Below are 14744 nucleotides of genomic sequence, written 5' to 3'. Positions count from 1 at the left end.
AAAAACCGTGGACGGCGTATATCAGGAAATATGGGGCACCCTGATCGCCTACAACATGATTCGCCTGGAGATTGCCAAGGCAGCATTGGTGGTCAAATGTGAACCCACGCAAGTAAAGTAAGCTTCATCCGCGCCTTTCATTTGATCCAGTTCGAGCTTCACTGGGCCGCCGTCACCAGGTCCTACGGCAAGCTGCCCGCTTCGATGAAGCATCTCCGTGAAAGGCTCGTTAGCCTTCTCAATGACGAACGGCCCGATCGAAAATTCGACCGGGCCGTTAAGGCAAAACCACAGCGCTATGCTACTCGCGTTCTACGAAAACCTGCTTAACTGAACGGCATTACAGCATGTAGCTGTCCCTTATGTATTCTGGCTCCTCGACTAGACTCGAGCCAGGGACCTGCGGATTAATACTCGTGCAACAGACATTATTGTTTCGGTTGGTAGTGCCGATCGTTTGTTTTCGACTTTAATTGTAAGGAATAGCGCCGTCGTAGTTAGCATCTTTATTCTACGAGTCGGCGCCTAGTTAGCAACTTTATTGGCCAGTTAGCATCTTTGTTCTGAAGGACCAATAGGTGGATTGCCAATGCCTCAACTCTATTCGACAGTCACAGACTTAGCCAAATTCCGAGGCTTATCCACATCCGTCCCCCGCGCCAGCGCCGTGTGATAAGCCAGCAACTGCAACGGCACCACATGCAGAATCGGCGACAGCAAACCATAGTTCTCCGGCAACCGGATCACGTGCACCCCGTCGCTCGATTTGATTTGCGAATCAGCGTCGGCAAACACATAAAGCTGACCACCGCGCGCACGGACTTCCTGCATGTTCGATTTCAATTTTTCAATCAACGCATCGTTCGGCGCGACAGTCACCACCGGCATTTCTTCAGTAACCAGCGCCAGCGGACCGTGCTTCAGTTCACCAGCGGCGTAAGCTTCCGCGTGGATATACGTGATTTCCTTGAGCTTCAGTGCGCCTTCCAACGCAATCGGGTAGTGAATGCCGCGGCCGAGGAATAATGCGTTTTCCTTGCGGGCGAAGGCTTCGGCCCAGGCGACGATATGCGGTTCCAGCGCCAGCACGCTTTGCAGTGCCGCGGGCAGGTGGCGCATGGCTTTCAGGTGGGCGGCTTCTTCTTCGTCGCTGAGTCGGCCTTTGCTTTGCGCAAGTGCCAGCGTTAGCAAGAATAGCGCGACCAACTGGGTGCTGAAGGCCTTGGTCGAGGCGACGCCGACTTCAACGCCGGCGCGGGTGATGTAAGCCAGCGCACATTCGCGCACCATGGCGCTGGTGGCGACGTTGCAGACGGTGAGTGTATGTTGCATGCCTAGTGCCCGGGCATGTTTGAGCGCGGCCAGCGTGTCGGCGGTTTCACCGCTTTGCGTGATGGTGACCACCAGCGATTTTGGATTCGGCACGCTGTCGCGGTAACGGTATTCGCTGGCGATCTCGACGTTGACCGGTATTTTTGCGACCGATTCGATCCAGTATTTGGCAGTCAGGCCAGCGTAGTAGCTGGTGCCGCATGCCAGGATCAGGACTGAATCGATTTGCTTGAAGACGTTGAAGGCGCCGTCGCCGAACAGTTCCGGCATGATGCCGGTGACGCCTTCGAGGGTGTTGGCAATTGCACGCGGTTGTTCGAAAATTTCTTTCTGCATGTAATGCTGATACGGCCCCAGTTCGACTGCGCTGGTGTAGGCATGTACGGTCTTGACCTCGCGCTCGACCGCTTTGCCGGCGGCGTCGACGATCCAGACGCGCTGCAATTGCAGGTCGACCACGTCGCCTTCTTCCAGATAGATGATCTGGTCGGTGGTGCCGGCCAGCGCCATGGCGTCCGAGGCGACGAAATTCTGGCCTTCACCAATGCCGACGATCAATGGCGAACCCTGGCGCGCGGCGACCACGCGGTGCGGTTCGTCCACGCAGAACACGGCAATCGCATAGGCGCCGGTCAGGCGTCGCACGGCTTGCTGCACGGTGGCGAACAGGTCGCCGCTATACATGTGGTCGATCAGATGGGCGATTACCTCGGTGTCGGTCTGGCTTTCGAAGTGGTAACCGGCGGCTTGCAGTTCAGCCCGCAGTTCATCGTGGTTTTCGATAATGCCGTTATGGACCAGGGCGATGTGGTCGCGCGAAAAATGCGGATGGGCATTGTGAGTCGCCGGTGCGCCGTGGGTGGCCCAGCGGGTATGTGCAATTCCCGTGAAGCCCGACAAATGGGCTTTTTCGACTTGTGCTTCCAGGTCTGCTACGCGCGAAGTGCTGCGCGAACGCTGCAATTTTCCATCTATGTGCAAGGCTACGCCGCATGAGTCGTAACCGCGGTATTCGAGTCGTTTTAATCCCTCCAGCAGGATGGGTGTGACATTAATCTGGGCAACTGCTGCGACGATACCGCACATGGCTTTCCTCGTTGATTAGGTGAATGGGTGTATCTTAGGTCAACACTTATGAAATATGATTACTAAATCCATTCGTATTTGACTTAATATTTCACGGTACAAATCATGTGGAATATTATTTCATTTATACTTTAATTTATTCAATAAATTGCATATTTCCGTATGGATATTATTCTGGACGAGCTGGATAAGCGGATTTTGAATGCATTGCAGCTAGATGCAGCGCAAACCAACCATCAGCTGGCGCAACAGGTGCACGCGTCGGCGCCGACCTGCCTGCGGCGCGTCAAACGCCTGACCGATGCCGGCATCATCTTGCGGCAAGTGGCGATTGTGGCGCCCGACAAGGTCGGCGCCGGCCTGACGGCGATTGTTGAAGTCACGCTCGATAACCAGGCAGCTGAACGTTTGGAGGAGTTTGAAGCGCTGGTGGCGAATGAGCCGATGCTGCTGCAATGTTACCGGGTATCGCCGGGGCCGGACTTCGTGCTGGTGGTGCAAGTGGCGGATATGGCGGCGTACCACGCGCTGGCGCACCAGTTGTTTGCCGCGCAAAAGAATGTGCGTAACGTGCGAACGTATTTTTCGATCTACCGCAGTAAGTTCGATACACGGTTAGCCGTATAAAAGGAAACGCCGGTCGTAACCGGCGTTCATTCCATCTATTTCTGTTTTTGCTTCTATTTCTGCTTCTATTTCTGCTTCTATTTCTATTTCTTGATCTTCACCGGCCGCTGCCAGCCGTCGATCGTGATTTGGCGTGCGCGCGAGACGGTCAGTTTGCCTTCCGGCGCATCCTTCGTCAGTGTGGTGCCTGCGCCCAGGGTAGCGCCTTTCCCCACACGTACCGGCGCCACCAGCTGGCTATCGCTGCCGATGAATGCGTCGTCTTCGATGATGGTGCGGAATTTGTTGGCGCCGTCGTAGTTGCAGGTGATGGTGCCGGCGCCGATATTCACGCGCGACCCCACTGTGGCATCGCCGACATAGGCCAGGTGATTGGCTTTGCTGTGCGCGGCGACCTGGCTGTTTTTGACTTCGACGAAATTGCCGATATGGACGTCTTCACCGAGTTCGGTGCCGGGCCGCAAGCGTGCATAAGGCCCGATCTGGGAAGCCGCGCCGACCACCGCATCTTCAATGTGGCAGAACGGTTTGATGTTGGCGTCGCGGCCGATGCGGGCATTCTTGATGACGCAATGGGCGCCGATGACTGCGCCGTCTTCGATGCTGACTTCACCTTCGAAAATGCAGCCGATATCGATGCTGACATCGCGCCCGCAATTCAGCGTGCCGCGCACATCCAGGCGCGCCGGGTCGAGCAGGGTGACGCCTTGTTCCAGCAAGCGTTCGGCGACGCTGCGTTGATGGATGCGTTCCAGTTCGGCCAGTTGTACCTTGCTGTTGACGCCCAGGGTTTCCGCTATGGCGGCTGGCTGGGCCGATACAACCGGCGTGCCGTCAGCGACGGCGCTGGCGACGATATCGGTCAAATAGTATTCGCCTTGAGCATTGTTGTTGGACAGGCCCGCCAGCCATTTTTTGAGCTGCACCGTCGGCGCCACCATGATTCCGGTGTTGCATTCCCGGATTGCGCGCTGCTCCGGCGAGGCGTCCTTTTGCTCGACGATACTGACGATCTTGTCGTGTTCACGGACGATGCGGCCGTAACCGGTAGGGTCCGGCAGGTCTACCGTCAGGACCGCCAGTTTGTCGTTGCCTGCGCTGTCGATCAGCCGTTGCAGCGTGCTGCTGGTAATCAGAGGCACGTCGCCATAGAGCACCAGGGTAGGCACCGCGTCGTCCAGATGCGAAGCGGCTTGCGCCACCGCATGTCCGGTACCGAGTTGCGGCTCTTGTTTGGCGAACACCAGGTCTGCAGCTGCCAGCGAGCGCGGCACAGCATCGCCGCCATGGCCGTAGATGACGCACAAGGTGGTGGGAGACAAGGCACGTGCCGCGCTGATCACATGTGACAGCAGCGGTTTGCCCGCCAGCGGGTGCAACACTTTTGGCAGCGCGGACTGCATGCGCTTGCCCATACCGGCAGCAAGAATGACAACGTTCATAGTAGATAGGAGAAAGAATAGGTGGCAAATTTTATCATGCGCGGTAGCTGCAAAATCAGCATCTGTACCGTATAGGTGACAACACGATTGCGTCGCACGATTGCGTCGGCGTGGCCGTTTAACGGCTAGAAAAGAAATTGCCCCAAAGCCGCTTGTACGGCATTGAGGCGAATTCGGCTTACGACGCAGGTCGGGCGAAAATTAATACCGTTGCCAGAAACCGCCCGAGAACGTCCAGCTGTTGCCATTACGGACCCAATGCCCCGGCGCCCAGAAATAACCGTCGCGGCGCGCTTCCCAATGACCGTTGACCCAGTCGTGGCGGCCGTTGTTCCAGCGCCAGTAGCCGTCGATCCAGACATGGTTAGGGCTGGGAGCCGGTGTCATGACTTCGATCCGCGGCGCCGGCGGCGCGACGTTGATCACGACCGGTGGCGCGCTGTTGTAACTGTTATTGATCGCTACCCAGGCGCCGCCATGGAATACCCACTGGCCGCCTTCGTTGTTCCAGTAGGCGTGGCGGTAAACCATGTTTTGCCGCGCTTGTTCCCAATGGCCGTTATTCCAGACGTAGCGGTTGTTCTCCCACTTCCAATGGCCCGCGATCCAGTAAGAATCCGGATAGGGAGCCGGCGGCACCACTTCCACCAGCGGCGCCGGCGGCGCCTGCACTACTTTGGCTTCGCGGTACTCGACACGGGTGCGGGGCGGTTCTACTACACAACCGGCAAGCGACACGGTGGCCGCTGCTACAGCTGACAATACGAGATAACGTTGAAAACGGCGGCGGTTCATTTATGTCTCCAGAAAAAGATCCTGGGTGTTAAACGGTTTGCCGCGAGGAATGAATACAGGGCTTACAAATACTTGCAAATTGTCGGCGCTGACGTTCGTCCCGATCGTCTGCGCCGACTGTCTTGACTGCTCAGGCTTCGTCTTTGACGTCGGTGCTGGGGCCGTTCTTCTTTACCGCATCGATGCCGGCGTCGCGCGCGCTGGTGGTGGTGTACATCTGGCTGCTGCCGATGACCTGGTGATTCGCTGCTTTCAGGTTGAAATAGAATTTGCCGTTGGAAGCCTGGTTGCGGCTATAACGGTCGTCTTGGGTGCTGTTGTTCTGGACCGAGGCGATGCCGTTTTCGGCGGATGCCTTGGCAACATACATTTCACTATTCAGGACCACTTCGCCGTTGCTAGAGTAGAGCAGGAAATAGTACTGTCCATCCACTGACTTCTTGAGAACATAGGACCCTGCCATTGAACTTCTCCTGATAAGTTGCCGACCATGCAACGGCGCAAATCGCTCTGTGTTTGCAGCAGATTGCACTTGATCGCTGCTGGTCCGCTTTGATTATATAGTCCGGCCGGGATTCCGATACGGGGATCGGGCAAATTAATCCATGGACCGTAACGGGATGATGCTGGCCATTGCGGGGGGCGAACAAGGATCGTCGTCAAAGGCGATGTCGCCGTTGGGGTCGGCAATCCCGTTCGCTTTCAGTTCGGTGAAGCCGAACAGGTTGCGATCCATCAGGTGCGATGGCGCGACAGTCGACAGCGAGGAGAAGATGTTTTCCACCCGACCCGGGAATTTCTTTTCCCAATCGCGCAACATGCCTTTGATCTGCTTGCGCTGCAGGTTTTCCTGGCTGCCGCACAAATCGCAAGGAATGATGGGGAACTGCTTGACCTCGGCATAGCGGGTCAGGTCGGCTTCTTTGACGTAAGCCAGCGGCCGGATCACGATTTGCTTGCCATCGTCCGATTGCAGTTTGGCCGGCATGCTCTTCAGTTTGCCGCCGAAGAACATGTTCAGGAAGAAGGTTTCCATGATGTCGTCGCGATGATGGCCGAGCGCGACTTTGGTGGCGCCCAGTTCGGTGGCGACCCGGTACAAGATGCCGCGCCGCAGGCGCGAGCACAGCGAGCAGGTGGTCTTGCCTTCCGGGATCAGGCGCTTGACGATGCTGTAGGTATCCTGGTTTTCGATATGGTAGGCAACGCCCAGTTTGTCCAGGTAAGCCGGCAGGATATGGTCGGGGAAGTTCGGCTGTTTCTGATCCAGGTTCACCGCGACGATCTCAAAATTGATCGGCGCCCGTTCGCGTAAGGTCATCAGGATATCCAGCAGGGCGTAACTATCCTTGCCGCCGGACAGGCAGACCATCACCTTGTCGCCGTCTTCGATCATGTTGAAATCGCCGATCGCCTGGCCAACCTGGCGGCACAGGCGCTTGTGCAATTTATTGTTTTCGTGCGCGATTTTCTCTACGCTCTTCTGGCTGGGCGCGCTCACGGCGCTGTCGGCCGGGGCTGATACTGGCGCGAGTGCTGATAATGGGTCTTGCATAAGGACTTCCTGTTTCAATAGCTCATTCATGGCGACGCTCAAGGTGATTCAGTTTCAGGCTTTCGGTTTGATCCGAAACACTTCGACGCCGACCGAGTGGCAATCGGGATAGGCGTCAGGTTTCTCGGAGGATACCCGTACCGCGCGCACCCGTGGATGCAGCAGCATGGCGTTGGCGAGGTCGTCGCAGAGGGTTTCCTGCAAATGGATATGGCCTTGCGCCATGCGCTTCGCCACGGTATTGCGCATGAAATTGTAATCCAGCACGTCATCCACATGATCTTTGGTGGGCGTAGACAAAGCCAGGGGCACAAACAGGTCGACATTGATCAGCGCGCGCTGCGTGCCTTGTTTTTCGGATTCGTAGACGCCGATATTGATCTGCACTTCGTAGTCGCGCAGGAACAGGCGGCGGCAATCGCTAAGGTCGGGATGGATGAGTGCGGAGAGCATGGTATTTTCAGTGAGGATGGGATGGTTTGCCGTGAGCGGCAACCTGGTCCCGTGGGTCAGGATACAAATGTTGGCCGCCATCGACTGCTAGTGTACTGCCGGTAATGGCGGAGGAGGAGGCGATAAAACAAACTGTCGCCGCGATGTCTTCTAAAGTGGCTGGCAACTTCGGTTGCTGGCCGTTTGTTGTCAGTGGCGTTCTCAGTGATGTTGTCAATGAGGGAGCGACTCCCGCCACCCGCAACTGCGGCGCGTAAGCCTGCGCCAGCAAGGCAGTGGCGCTGTGCAGCGCTGCTTTTGACAGTGTATACGACAGGAAATCCGGCTGTGGATTGAACAGCTTTTGATCCAGCAGATTGATCACCACCGCTTGCGCGCCTTCGTTCTCGAGGGTAGCGGCGTACAGCGCCTGCGCCAGCAGGATCGGGGCGGCAAGATTGCTCCGCATGTGACGTTCCAGGCTTGCCGAGGAAAAACTGGCGGGATCGTCGTGTTCGATGTGGCTGGCGTTGTTGACGATGCAGCCGATGCTGCCGAACTGCTGCATCACGCGCGGCAACAGCATGTTTATGTCAGTTTCCGCTGTCAACCCGCACTGGATGGCTACGGCCCGCGTGCCCAGCGCCTGGCATTCCTGTACCAACGCCGAGAGCGCAGGTGCCGTGCTGTCATCCTGATAATGCAATGCCAGATGCCAACCCTTTTGCGCCAGCGCCAGCGCAACGGCGCGGCCGACCGGGCTGGCGGCGTCGGTGACAAGGGCAACGGTTGGGGCAACTGGTGTAGGCATAGGTGTAGGCAAATTCATTTACGCAAACTCATGTTCGCAAATCCAGGTGTGCGAATTTATGCACGAGTGTTATTTAATCATTATCGCTGAGCGGGATTCCAGGCGTGTGGCCAGGCACTTATTTGCACTGTTTCAATGGCTTCGGTTGCTTTCAGCCTGGCGTTATCTTCTACAATAGCGCCATGCAACTGCAATTACCCGAAGCTTCGGTCGAAGCACAGCGCGCATCGCGCCTGTTACACAATCTGATCGCCACTGAAATCCGCCTGCAACAGGGCTGGATTTCATTCGCGCGTTATATGGAACTGCTGCTGTACGCGCCGGATCTCGGTTATTACAGCGGCGGCGCGGCAAAATTGGGCAAAGAGGGTGATTTTACAACCGCGCCCGAGATTACGCCGCTTTTTGGCGCAACTTTGGCCCATTTGACAACAGAGTTACTGGTTTCGTCGCCTGCACTGCAGCCGCAGATACTGGAATTCGGCGCCGGCAGCGGCCAGCTAGCCTATGACATCCTGACCGAACTCGCCAGCGGCCTGGCAGCCTTGGCTGGCGATGCTGTTTTGCCACAAGCTTATTACATCGTCGAATTATCGGCCGAGTTGCGGGCGCGTCAGCAGCTCAAATTACAGGCATTTCCACAAGTGCAGTGGCTGGATCGCTTGCCAGAGTCTTTCTCCGGCGTGGTGATCGGCAACGAAGTGCTGGATGCGATGCCGGTCGAACTGGTGCTGCGCGGCGCTGAAGGCTGGCTGCAACGCGGAGTCGGCCTGAGTGAAGCCGGTGCGGATGGCGGTGATGGTCAATTTATCTACATTGACCGTCCGGCTGAGCCTGAGTTGATCGCGCAAATTCCCGATGCGGAATCGCTGACGGTTGGTCATCTGACTGAAGTGCATCCGGTGGCGATCGGTTTCATGCGCTCGCTGGGCGCGATGCTGAAGGCGGGGCAGGGTAGCGTCGCCTTGTTCTTCGACTATGGTTTCCCCGCCGCAGAATATTATCTGCAGCAACGCGATCAAGGCACGTTGATGTGCCACTACCGTCATCACGCCCATCCAGATCCGTTCTATTTACCGGGTTTGCAGGACGTTACCGCGCACGTCGATTTCACTGCGATGGCAGTCGCCGCCCTCGATACCGGGCTGGATTTGCTTGGCTACAGCAGTCAAGCCGCTTTCCTGCTGGAAGCCGGGATCGGCAAATTATTGTTACGCACGCCGCCAGAGAATGCTCTGGCGTATCTGCCGCAAGCTAATGCTCTGCAAAAACTGGTGTCGCCGGCCGAGATGGGCGAGTTGTTCAAGGTACTGGCAATCGGCGTCAATGCCGAGTTGCCGACGCGCTTTGCCAACCACGATCGCAGTCACCGCCTTTGAGGCATAACATGATGAGCACAACATGATTCGGTGGATGCTGGTGATTTTTGTCGCCGTCATCGTATTTTCCAGCGCGTTGCCCTGGCTGGAAAAACTCGGCCTCGGGCGCTTGCCCGGCGATTTGCGGTTTACCCTGTTCGGCAAGAAATTCTCTTTGCCGTTTGCTTCCACCATCCTGCTGTCGACAGTATTGTTCCTGCTGGTCCGGGTGCTGTAGGGTGGGCACATATGCCCACGCGGACCTCAAAGTAACGCTGAAACGCGTGGGCAAAAATACTTGCCCACCCTACGTGCTGCTTCAGGTATCGAGCAGCTCGTTGAACAGTTGTGGCGGCCGTGCGATCACTGACCGTTCCCGGTAAGTCACGACAGGCCGCTGCAACAGTTTCGGATGTGCGGCGAGCGCTTGCAGCAACGCTGCATCATCGGCCTGGGCCAGGTTGAGTTCTGCATACTCGGCCTCATTGTCGCGCACCATGGCGCTGACCGGCCCTCCCAGCTGACCATGCAGGATTTTCAGCTGCGCCAGGGTCAGCGGCGTTTTTTGGTAATCGATGACTTCCAGTTCGATCTTATGCTCGTTGCAGTATTGCTCGGCAAGAGCCAGTGTTTCGCGTGACTTCGAACAGCGCGGATTGTGGTAGATCGTGATCATGTCGGCTCCTGTGACGTTGGTGTTTGCTCTGTCGGTATTATTTCATCATCCCAGCCGCTGGCGGGCATGTCTTCGCGCAATATGCGGTCGTGCGCAAACATTTCTTCCAGTTCCTCGCGCGCTTTCTTGGCGATCGAGACGAGTTCTTTCTGGTTCTTCTGGTGCGGGTACATATCGTGCAGGGTTTGCAGGTTGTGATTGCGGAATTTCATCGCGGCCTGGCGCGCCCGGTAGGCGCCGAAGCCCATCTTGCGTAACGCCTGCTGTCCGAGCTGCAAGGCCGACTCGAAGGTTTCGCGTTCAATCACGGTGACGCCAAGGTCCATCAAGTCAAAGTAATGCGAAACGTTGCGCGCCCGCGCGATGATCGGCAGATCGGGCACTACCCGCCGCACCGCCGCCACCAGCTTCAAGCTGCCTTCGATGTCGTCCAGCGCCACTACCAGCAGGCGCGCCTTGGTGATGCCGGCGGCACGCATCAGGTCCATGCGGGTGGCGTCGCCATAGAACACCTTGAAGCCGAATTTACGCAGCAGATCGATCTGGTCTGGATCGTGATCGAGCACGGTCAGGCCGATCTTGTTGGCATGCAGCAGGCGGCCGATGATCTGGCCGAAGCGGCCGAAGCCGGCGATGATGACCGGGTTTTCATTGTCTTCGATTGCGTCGTCGGGACGTTTCTGCGTGGCCAGGAAATACGGCGCGATCACCTTGTCATACAGCACTAGCAACAGCGGCGTGGTCACCATCGACAGGGCCACCACCACTACCAGGATCGACGAAGTCTCTTGAGAAAAAACGCGGGCGGTGGCAGCCGCGCCGAACACCACGAAAGCGAATTCGCCGCCTTGCGAAAGCAACGCCGCAAACAGGAATTGCTGGCCGCGGGCGATCTGGAATACTTTACTGAGCAGATACAGCACCGCCAGTTTGATCGCCAGGAAACCGGCCACCAGGCCCAGGATCAGCCACGGGTGGCTCAGCAGCAGACCGAAATCGACCGACATGCCGACCGCTATGAAGAACAGTCCCAGCAGCAAGCCTTTGAACGGTTCCAGATCGGTTTCCAGTGCATGCCGATATTCCGAATCGGCTAGCAGCACGCCTGCCAGGAAGCTGCCCAAGGCCATCGACATGCCGACCGATTCCATCAACAGGCCGATGGCGATCACCAGCAATAGTGCGAAGGCGGTGAATATTTCGCGCAATCCGGTGCGGGCAATCATGCGCATCAGAGGCCGGATCAGATAACGGCCGCCGAGGATCAGCGTGGCGATCACCGCCACCACCTTCAGGCCGCCGATCCAGCCTTCGCCGCTGCCGTGGGCCGCAGCAACCCCAAGCACCGGCACGATGGCGATCATCGGGATCGCAGCGATGTCCTGGAACAGCAAGATGGCAAAGCCGGCCTTGCCGGCGGACGTGGCGCTCAGCTTGCGCTCGTTGATGGTGGCCAGCGCGATGGCGGTGGACGAGAGTGACATGCCGAGCGCGGCGATCAGCGCGGTTTTCCAGTCGACCCCGGCGGCCACGGCGGCGCCGAACAGCGCGAGCGAAACCGTCACCACCTGCGCTGTGCCCCAGCCGAAAATAGAGCGCCGTAGCGACCACAGGCGCTTGGGATCAAGCTCCAGGCCGATCATGAACAGCAGCAGCACTACACCGAATTCGGAGAAGTGCAGGATGTCTTCGACATTGTCGATCAGGCGTAAGCCCCAGGGGCCGATGGCCATGCCGGCCAGTAAATAACCCAGCACCGCACCCAAGCCCAGGCGTTTGGCTATCGGCACTGCTGCGACCGCCGCGGCCAGGTAAATCAATGCATTGAATAAAAGGTTCTGTTCCATGGATCTAGCCGGGTTGGTCTGCAGGTTGATCAATAACGCTCGCGGAAGAGGCAGGCGCCGCGGGCGTTGTGCTTGCCAATAACTCCGGCCAGTCCGGGTAATTCGCCAGGCGTTTCCGATAACCCTCGATGTGTGCTGCCAAGGTCTTCTGGTTGACCTGGTGCGCGCCAAACAACAGGTGCGGTGGCAACCAGCGCATGCCGCACAACTGCGCAGTTTGCTGGTATGGCGGCAGGAAAGCCGAGAACGGAAGCAGATTATGGCCCTCGGTCTGATACGAGCGAGCCGAGCCGCCGGTGGTGGCGACCAGCCAGAAATCCTTGCCGTGCAAGGCGTCGCCGCCCGGACCATAGGCCCAGCCAGGCGTAAATACGGAATCGACCCACTGCTTCAGCAGCGCCGGCATGCTGTACCACTGGATCGGATGCTGAAACACGATCAGGTCGGCTTGCGCCACCAGCGCCTGCTCGCGCCGCACCGGGATATGGAAATCCGGATACAACTCGTACAGATCGTGCACGTGTACATTGGGCACTTTGGCGGCCGCATCGGCCATTCGCCGGTTGGCGCGCGAGTGATGCGGCGTGGGGTGCGCGTACAAGATCAGAATTTGCGGTGGTTTAGTCATGACGAGCGATGGTGGTTGCCGGCTAAATAGTAAAAATGCGTAACACTGGATGAACTGATGTTGAAAACAAGGCTCACACAGGAATCAAGTCTATACTTTGGCGAACTGATTTGGACCAGGTCCGGCGCCAGGGCATTATTTTTGCTTGCAGCGGACATGCTAGCAGCACTTCCTCAAATTTATTTATTTCTGACAATTTCTGACAACTATGTCTGACTCCAAAGATCCCCAATCAAACGATCCTGCCCGCCCAGCCGCGGCTTCGGCACCTGATGCCGCTGTCGAAGCGAAGCCTGTTACTCCTCCTGAACCAGCTGCTGCCGAGCCGGTCAAGGCCGAACCTCCCCCGCATCACGCTGCCCCCCAGCCTGCCGCAACTACAGCCTTCAGGCCGTCCGGCCCGGGCAGTGACGACAGTCCCCCGTGGCCGCAGACCTGGAAGCTGATCGCCGCGCGTTTTCGTGCGCTGTCGGACAAGGCTGGCCGCCGAATGATGCAAAGGACCTTGAAGATCGGCATCTCGGCGCGGATTTTCCATCCGGAAGAGGGCGCCAAAGGCTTGCGCGGCCGGACGCTGCAATATCTGGAGGAATCCATTGCGCAGTGGGTCATGTCGCGCAATGTACTGGTATTCATGATTCCCACCGTTAACACCAACGGCCTGGTCCATCCCAGCTCGATCCGGCTACGCGACTACGCCAAGCACCTGGATGGCCTGGTGCTGCAGGGCGGCGCCGATGTCTCGCCGCAAAGTTATGCACAAGCTGCCACCCGCCCTGAATGGGGTGGCGACCGGGTGCGCGACATGTACGAGCTGGAGCTATTGCATGAATTCATCGAAGCGGGCAAGCCGGTACTGGGGATATGCCGTGGTTGCCAGCTGATCAATGTTGCCTTCGGCGGTACGTTGTACCAAGACATCGCAACCGATGTCCCTACCTCGATCAAGCACGTGAACGATGAATACGACCGGCTGCACCATGCGATCCAGTTCCCGCCTGGTTCCTCCTTGGCAACCTTGTTCAATAGCCATGGCGGCGACCAAAACGAATGGGTGGTCAATTCCATCCATCATCAGGCGGTACGCGACCTGGGGCGCGACCTGACGGTAGAGGCAATCTCCGGCAGCGACAATATCGTTGAGGCAATACGTTACCGCAAGGCAGCATTTGTCATGGGTTTGCAGTGGCATCCGGAATTCCACCGCGCCGGCGGCCCGCAGTTGCTGGATTGCACGCCAATACTCGATGGCTTTTTAAGAGCTGCACGCGAGACCCGTTTCTGATATTATCTTGCGCCTTGGCCGGTGAAGCATATTTCCCCGATTTTTACGATTCCGGCCAGGCCCCGATGACGATCCGACGGTGAAATTGAAAAAAACTAAGAAATTTTTAGAAGAAATCAATTTCCGTAGTTGACACTTAAAGGGCGCTTTACTATAATCTGGGGTTCCCTGCGGAGAGGTGGCCGAGTGGTTAATGGCAGCAGACTGTAAATCTGCCCTCTTACGAGTACGCTGGTTCGAATCCAGCCCTCTCCACCATTTTGGGAAGAAGTAAAAGGCAAGAAGAAGCAAGAAATTGCTGCGACGGTAGAAGTGAAGTGAGCTGAATTGAAGTGATCTCGCGGGTGTAGCTCAATGGTAGAGCTGAAGCCTTCCAAGCTTATGACGAGGGTTCGATTCCCTTCACCCGCTCCAGTAGATTTTGCAGGCACTAGTAAGAATATAAAGTTGGGCGTGTTGGTAGTTATGAAGCGCGCATACGGCATAGCCCTTGTAGCTCAGTGGTAGAGCACTCCCTTGGTAAGGGAGAGGCCACGTGTTCGATCCACGTCAAGGGCACCAGATTTAGTTGTTTTCGGTGCTCGCATTGGGCGCTGTAGAAGCTGAAGCTTCAAAGATCAAGTATCAACTCAGGTATCAATCAAGTATCACAATAGATTCGAATTTAATGCGTGAGCTTCTGATTCGGGTTTTCAAACTGTAAGACGGTCGGGCGCGTGCCTGAACATTCTCATAAAATCTTTAGGAGTCTAAGATGGCAAAAGGCAAGTTTGAACGGACCAAGCCGCACGTCAACGTTGGTACTATCGGTCACGTTGACCACGGCAAGACCACGCTGACAGCAGCGATCGCGACAGTACTGTCGAAGAA

At 57.1% G+C, this 14744-nt stretch carries 15 protein-coding genes and 3 tRNA genes; 8 read left to right on the top strand and 10 right to left on the bottom strand.

Going from position 1 to position 14744, the window contains the following annotated elements:
* Positions 1-600: 600 nt before the first annotated feature.
* The gene (gene glmS, locus BM029_RS24920; protein WP_092440676.1) at positions 601-2418 is read right to left on the bottom strand and encodes a glutamine--fructose-6-phosphate transaminase (isomerizing); all 1818 of its coding nucleotides are present in this window, start codon (positions 2416-2418) and stop codon (positions 601-603) included.
* Between the two features lie 162 nt (positions 2419-2580).
* On the opposite strand from glmS, the gene BM029_RS24915 reads away from it, so the two are divergent.
* Positions 2581-3045: an Lrp/AsnC family transcriptional regulator gene (locus BM029_RS24915; RefSeq protein WP_092440674.1), complete on the top strand. Its 465-nt coding sequence runs from the start codon at positions 2581-2583 to the stop codon at positions 3043-3045.
* 83 nt (positions 3046-3128) lie between these two features.
* On the opposite strand, the gene glmU is transcribed toward BM029_RS24915, so the two are convergent.
* From glmU to BM029_RS24885, 6 genes are all read right to left on the bottom strand, one after another.
* Positions 3129-4487 carry a bifunctional UDP-N-acetylglucosamine diphosphorylase/glucosamine-1-phosphate N-acetyltransferase GlmU gene (gene glmU, locus BM029_RS24910; RefSeq protein WP_092440672.1) on the bottom strand — a complete coding sequence of 453 codons (1359 nt, stop codon included), beginning with the start codon at positions 4485-4487 and terminating at the stop codon, positions 3129-3131.
* A gap of 201 nt (positions 4488-4688) precedes the next feature.
* Entirely contained in the window at positions 4689-5282 is a 594-nt protein-coding gene (locus tag BM029_RS24905) for a YXWGXW repeat-containing protein (protein WP_092440670.1), read from the bottom strand.
* A gap of 130 nt (positions 5283-5412) precedes the next feature.
* The gene (locus BM029_RS24900; RefSeq protein ID WP_092440668.1) at positions 5413-5745 is read right to left on the bottom strand and encodes a YegP family protein; all 333 of its coding nucleotides are present in this window, start codon (positions 5743-5745) and stop codon (positions 5413-5415) included.
* A gap of 135 nt (positions 5746-5880) precedes the next feature.
* Positions 5881-6837, bottom strand: coding sequence for a tRNA 2-thiocytidine(32) synthetase TtcA (gene ttcA / locus BM029_RS24895; RefSeq protein ID WP_244545215.1), 957 nt, complete (start codon positions 6835-6837; stop codon positions 5881-5883).
* 54 nt (positions 6838-6891) lie between these two features.
* Positions 6892-7290 (bottom strand): dihydroneopterin aldolase, encoded by a 399-nt coding sequence (locus BM029_RS24890; RefSeq protein ID WP_092416832.1) that lies wholly within the window; start codon positions 7288-7290, stop codon positions 6892-6894.
* Between the two features lie 7 nt (positions 7291-7297).
* Positions 7298-8080: an SDR family oxidoreductase gene (locus BM029_RS24885; RefSeq protein ID WP_092440664.1), complete on the bottom strand. Its 783-nt coding sequence runs from the start codon at positions 8078-8080 to the stop codon at positions 7298-7300.
* A gap of 182 nt (positions 8081-8262) precedes the next feature.
* On the opposite strand from BM029_RS24885, the gene BM029_RS24880 reads away from it, so the two are divergent.
* Together BM029_RS24880 and BM029_RS24875 are read left to right on the top strand one after the other, a co-directional pair.
* On the top strand, positions 8263-9459 hold the full coding sequence (locus BM029_RS24880) for a class I SAM-dependent methyltransferase (protein WP_092440678.1): 1197 nt from the start codon (positions 8263-8265) through the stop codon (positions 9457-9459).
* A 22-nt stretch (positions 9460-9481) separates the two neighbouring features.
* Positions 9482-9676 carry a DUF2905 domain-containing protein gene (locus BM029_RS24875; protein WP_092440662.1) on the top strand — a complete coding sequence of 65 codons (195 nt, stop codon included), beginning with the start codon at positions 9482-9484 and terminating at the stop codon, positions 9674-9676.
* Positions 9677-9757: 81 nt separating this feature from the next.
* Here BM029_RS24875 and arsC read toward each other — a convergent pair whose 3' ends face one another.
* From arsC to BM029_RS24860, 3 genes are read right to left on the bottom strand one after another with little or no spacing between them, the layout of a single operon-like run.
* Positions 9758-10114 (bottom strand): arsenate reductase (glutaredoxin), encoded by a 357-nt coding sequence (arsC, locus tag BM029_RS24870; protein WP_092440660.1) that lies wholly within the window; start codon positions 10112-10114, stop codon positions 9758-9760.
* Positions 10111-11961, bottom strand: a complete 1851-nt coding sequence (gene kefC / locus BM029_RS24865) for a glutathione-regulated potassium-efflux system protein KefC (protein WP_092440658.1) — start codon at positions 11959-11961, stop codon at positions 10111-10113. The genes arsC and kefC overlap by 4 nt, the downstream gene beginning before the upstream one ends.
* A gap of 4 nt (positions 11962-11965) precedes the next feature.
* Positions 11966-12589: a glutathione-regulated potassium-efflux system oxidoreductase KefF gene (locus BM029_RS24860; RefSeq protein ID WP_092440656.1), complete on the bottom strand. Its 624-nt coding sequence runs from the start codon at positions 12587-12589 to the stop codon at positions 11966-11968.
* A gap of 208 nt (positions 12590-12797) precedes the next feature.
* On the opposite strand from BM029_RS24860, the gene BM029_RS24855 reads away from it, so the two are divergent.
* From BM029_RS24855 to BM029_RS24835, 5 genes are all read left to right on the top strand, one after another.
* On the top strand, positions 12798-13874 hold the full coding sequence (locus BM029_RS24855) for a gamma-glutamyl-gamma-aminobutyrate hydrolase family protein (protein ID WP_092440654.1): 1077 nt from the start codon (positions 12798-12800) through the stop codon (positions 13872-13874).
* 172 nt (positions 13875-14046) lie between these two features.
* Positions 14047-14132: transfer RNA gene (locus BM029_RS24850), tRNA-Tyr, on the top strand.
* An 82-nt stretch (positions 14133-14214) separates the two neighbouring features.
* Positions 14215-14288, top strand: a tRNA-Gly gene (locus BM029_RS24845).
* 72 nt (positions 14289-14360) lie between these two features.
* Positions 14361-14435 (top strand) — tRNA-Thr (locus BM029_RS24840).
* 193 nt (positions 14436-14628) lie between these two features.
* On the top strand, positions 14629-14744 hold a 116-nt coding region (locus tag BM029_RS24835), incomplete at its 3' end, for a GTP-binding protein (protein WP_204317187.1).

This window comes from Collimonas sp. OK607, from assembly GCF_900111995.1.
Classification (GTDB): Bacteria; Pseudomonadota; Gammaproteobacteria; order Burkholderiales; family Burkholderiaceae_D; genus Collimonas.
The sequence above is the reverse complement of the archived record's forward strand: the minus strand, read 5'-3'. Positions and strand labels throughout refer to the sequence as shown.

Bases quoted from the DNA above. Each gene is read 5' to 3' on its own strand.
- kefC (WP_092440658.1), bottom strand. From the start codon at position 11,961: ATGGAACAGAACCTTTTATTCAATGCATTGATTTACCTGGCCGCGGCG.
- BM029_RS24885 (WP_092440664.1), bottom strand. From the start codon at position 8,080: ATGCCTACACCAGTTGCCCCAACCGTTGCCCTTGTCACCGACGCCGCC.
- ttcA (WP_244545215.1), bottom strand. From the start codon at position 6,837: ATGCAAGACCCATTATCAGCACTCGCGCCAGTATCAGCCCCGGCCGAC.
- BM029_RS24915 (WP_092440674.1), top strand. From the start codon at position 2,581: ATGGATATTATTCTGGACGAGCTGGATAAGCGGATTTTGAATGCATTG.
- glmU (WP_092440672.1), bottom strand. From the start codon at position 4,487: ATGAACGTTGTCATTCTTGCTGCCGGTATGGGCAAGCGCATGCAGTCC.
- BM029_RS24875 (WP_092440662.1), top strand. From the start codon at position 9,482: ATGATTCGGTGGATGCTGGTGATTTTTGTCGCCGTCATCGTATTTTCC.
- BM029_RS24890 (WP_092416832.1), bottom strand. From the start codon at position 7,290: ATGCTCTCCGCACTCATCCATCCCGACCTTAGCGATTGCCGCCGCCTG.
- BM029_RS24905 (WP_092440670.1), bottom strand. From the start codon at position 5,282: ATGAACCGCCGCCGTTTTCAACGTTATCTCGTATTGTCAGCTGTAGCA.
- BM029_RS24860 (WP_092440656.1), bottom strand. From the start codon at position 12,589: ATGACTAAACCACCGCAAATTCTGATCTTGTACGCGCACCCCACGCCG.
- BM029_RS24900 (WP_092440668.1), bottom strand. From the start codon at position 5,745: ATGGCAGGGTCCTATGTTCTCAAGAAGTCAGTGGATGGACAGTACTAT.
- BM029_RS24880 (WP_092440678.1), top strand. From the start codon at position 8,263: ATGCAACTGCAATTACCCGAAGCTTCGGTCGAAGCACAGCGCGCATCG.
- BM029_RS24855 (WP_092440654.1), top strand. From the start codon at position 12,798: ATGTCTGACTCCAAAGATCCCCAATCAAACGATCCTGCCCGCCCAGCC.
- arsC (WP_092440660.1), bottom strand. From the start codon at position 10,114: ATGATCACGATCTACCACAATCCGCGCTGTTCGAAGTCACGCGAAACA.
- glmS (WP_092440676.1), bottom strand. From the start codon at position 2,418: ATGTGCGGTATCGTCGCAGCAGTTGCCCAGATTAATGTCACACCCATC.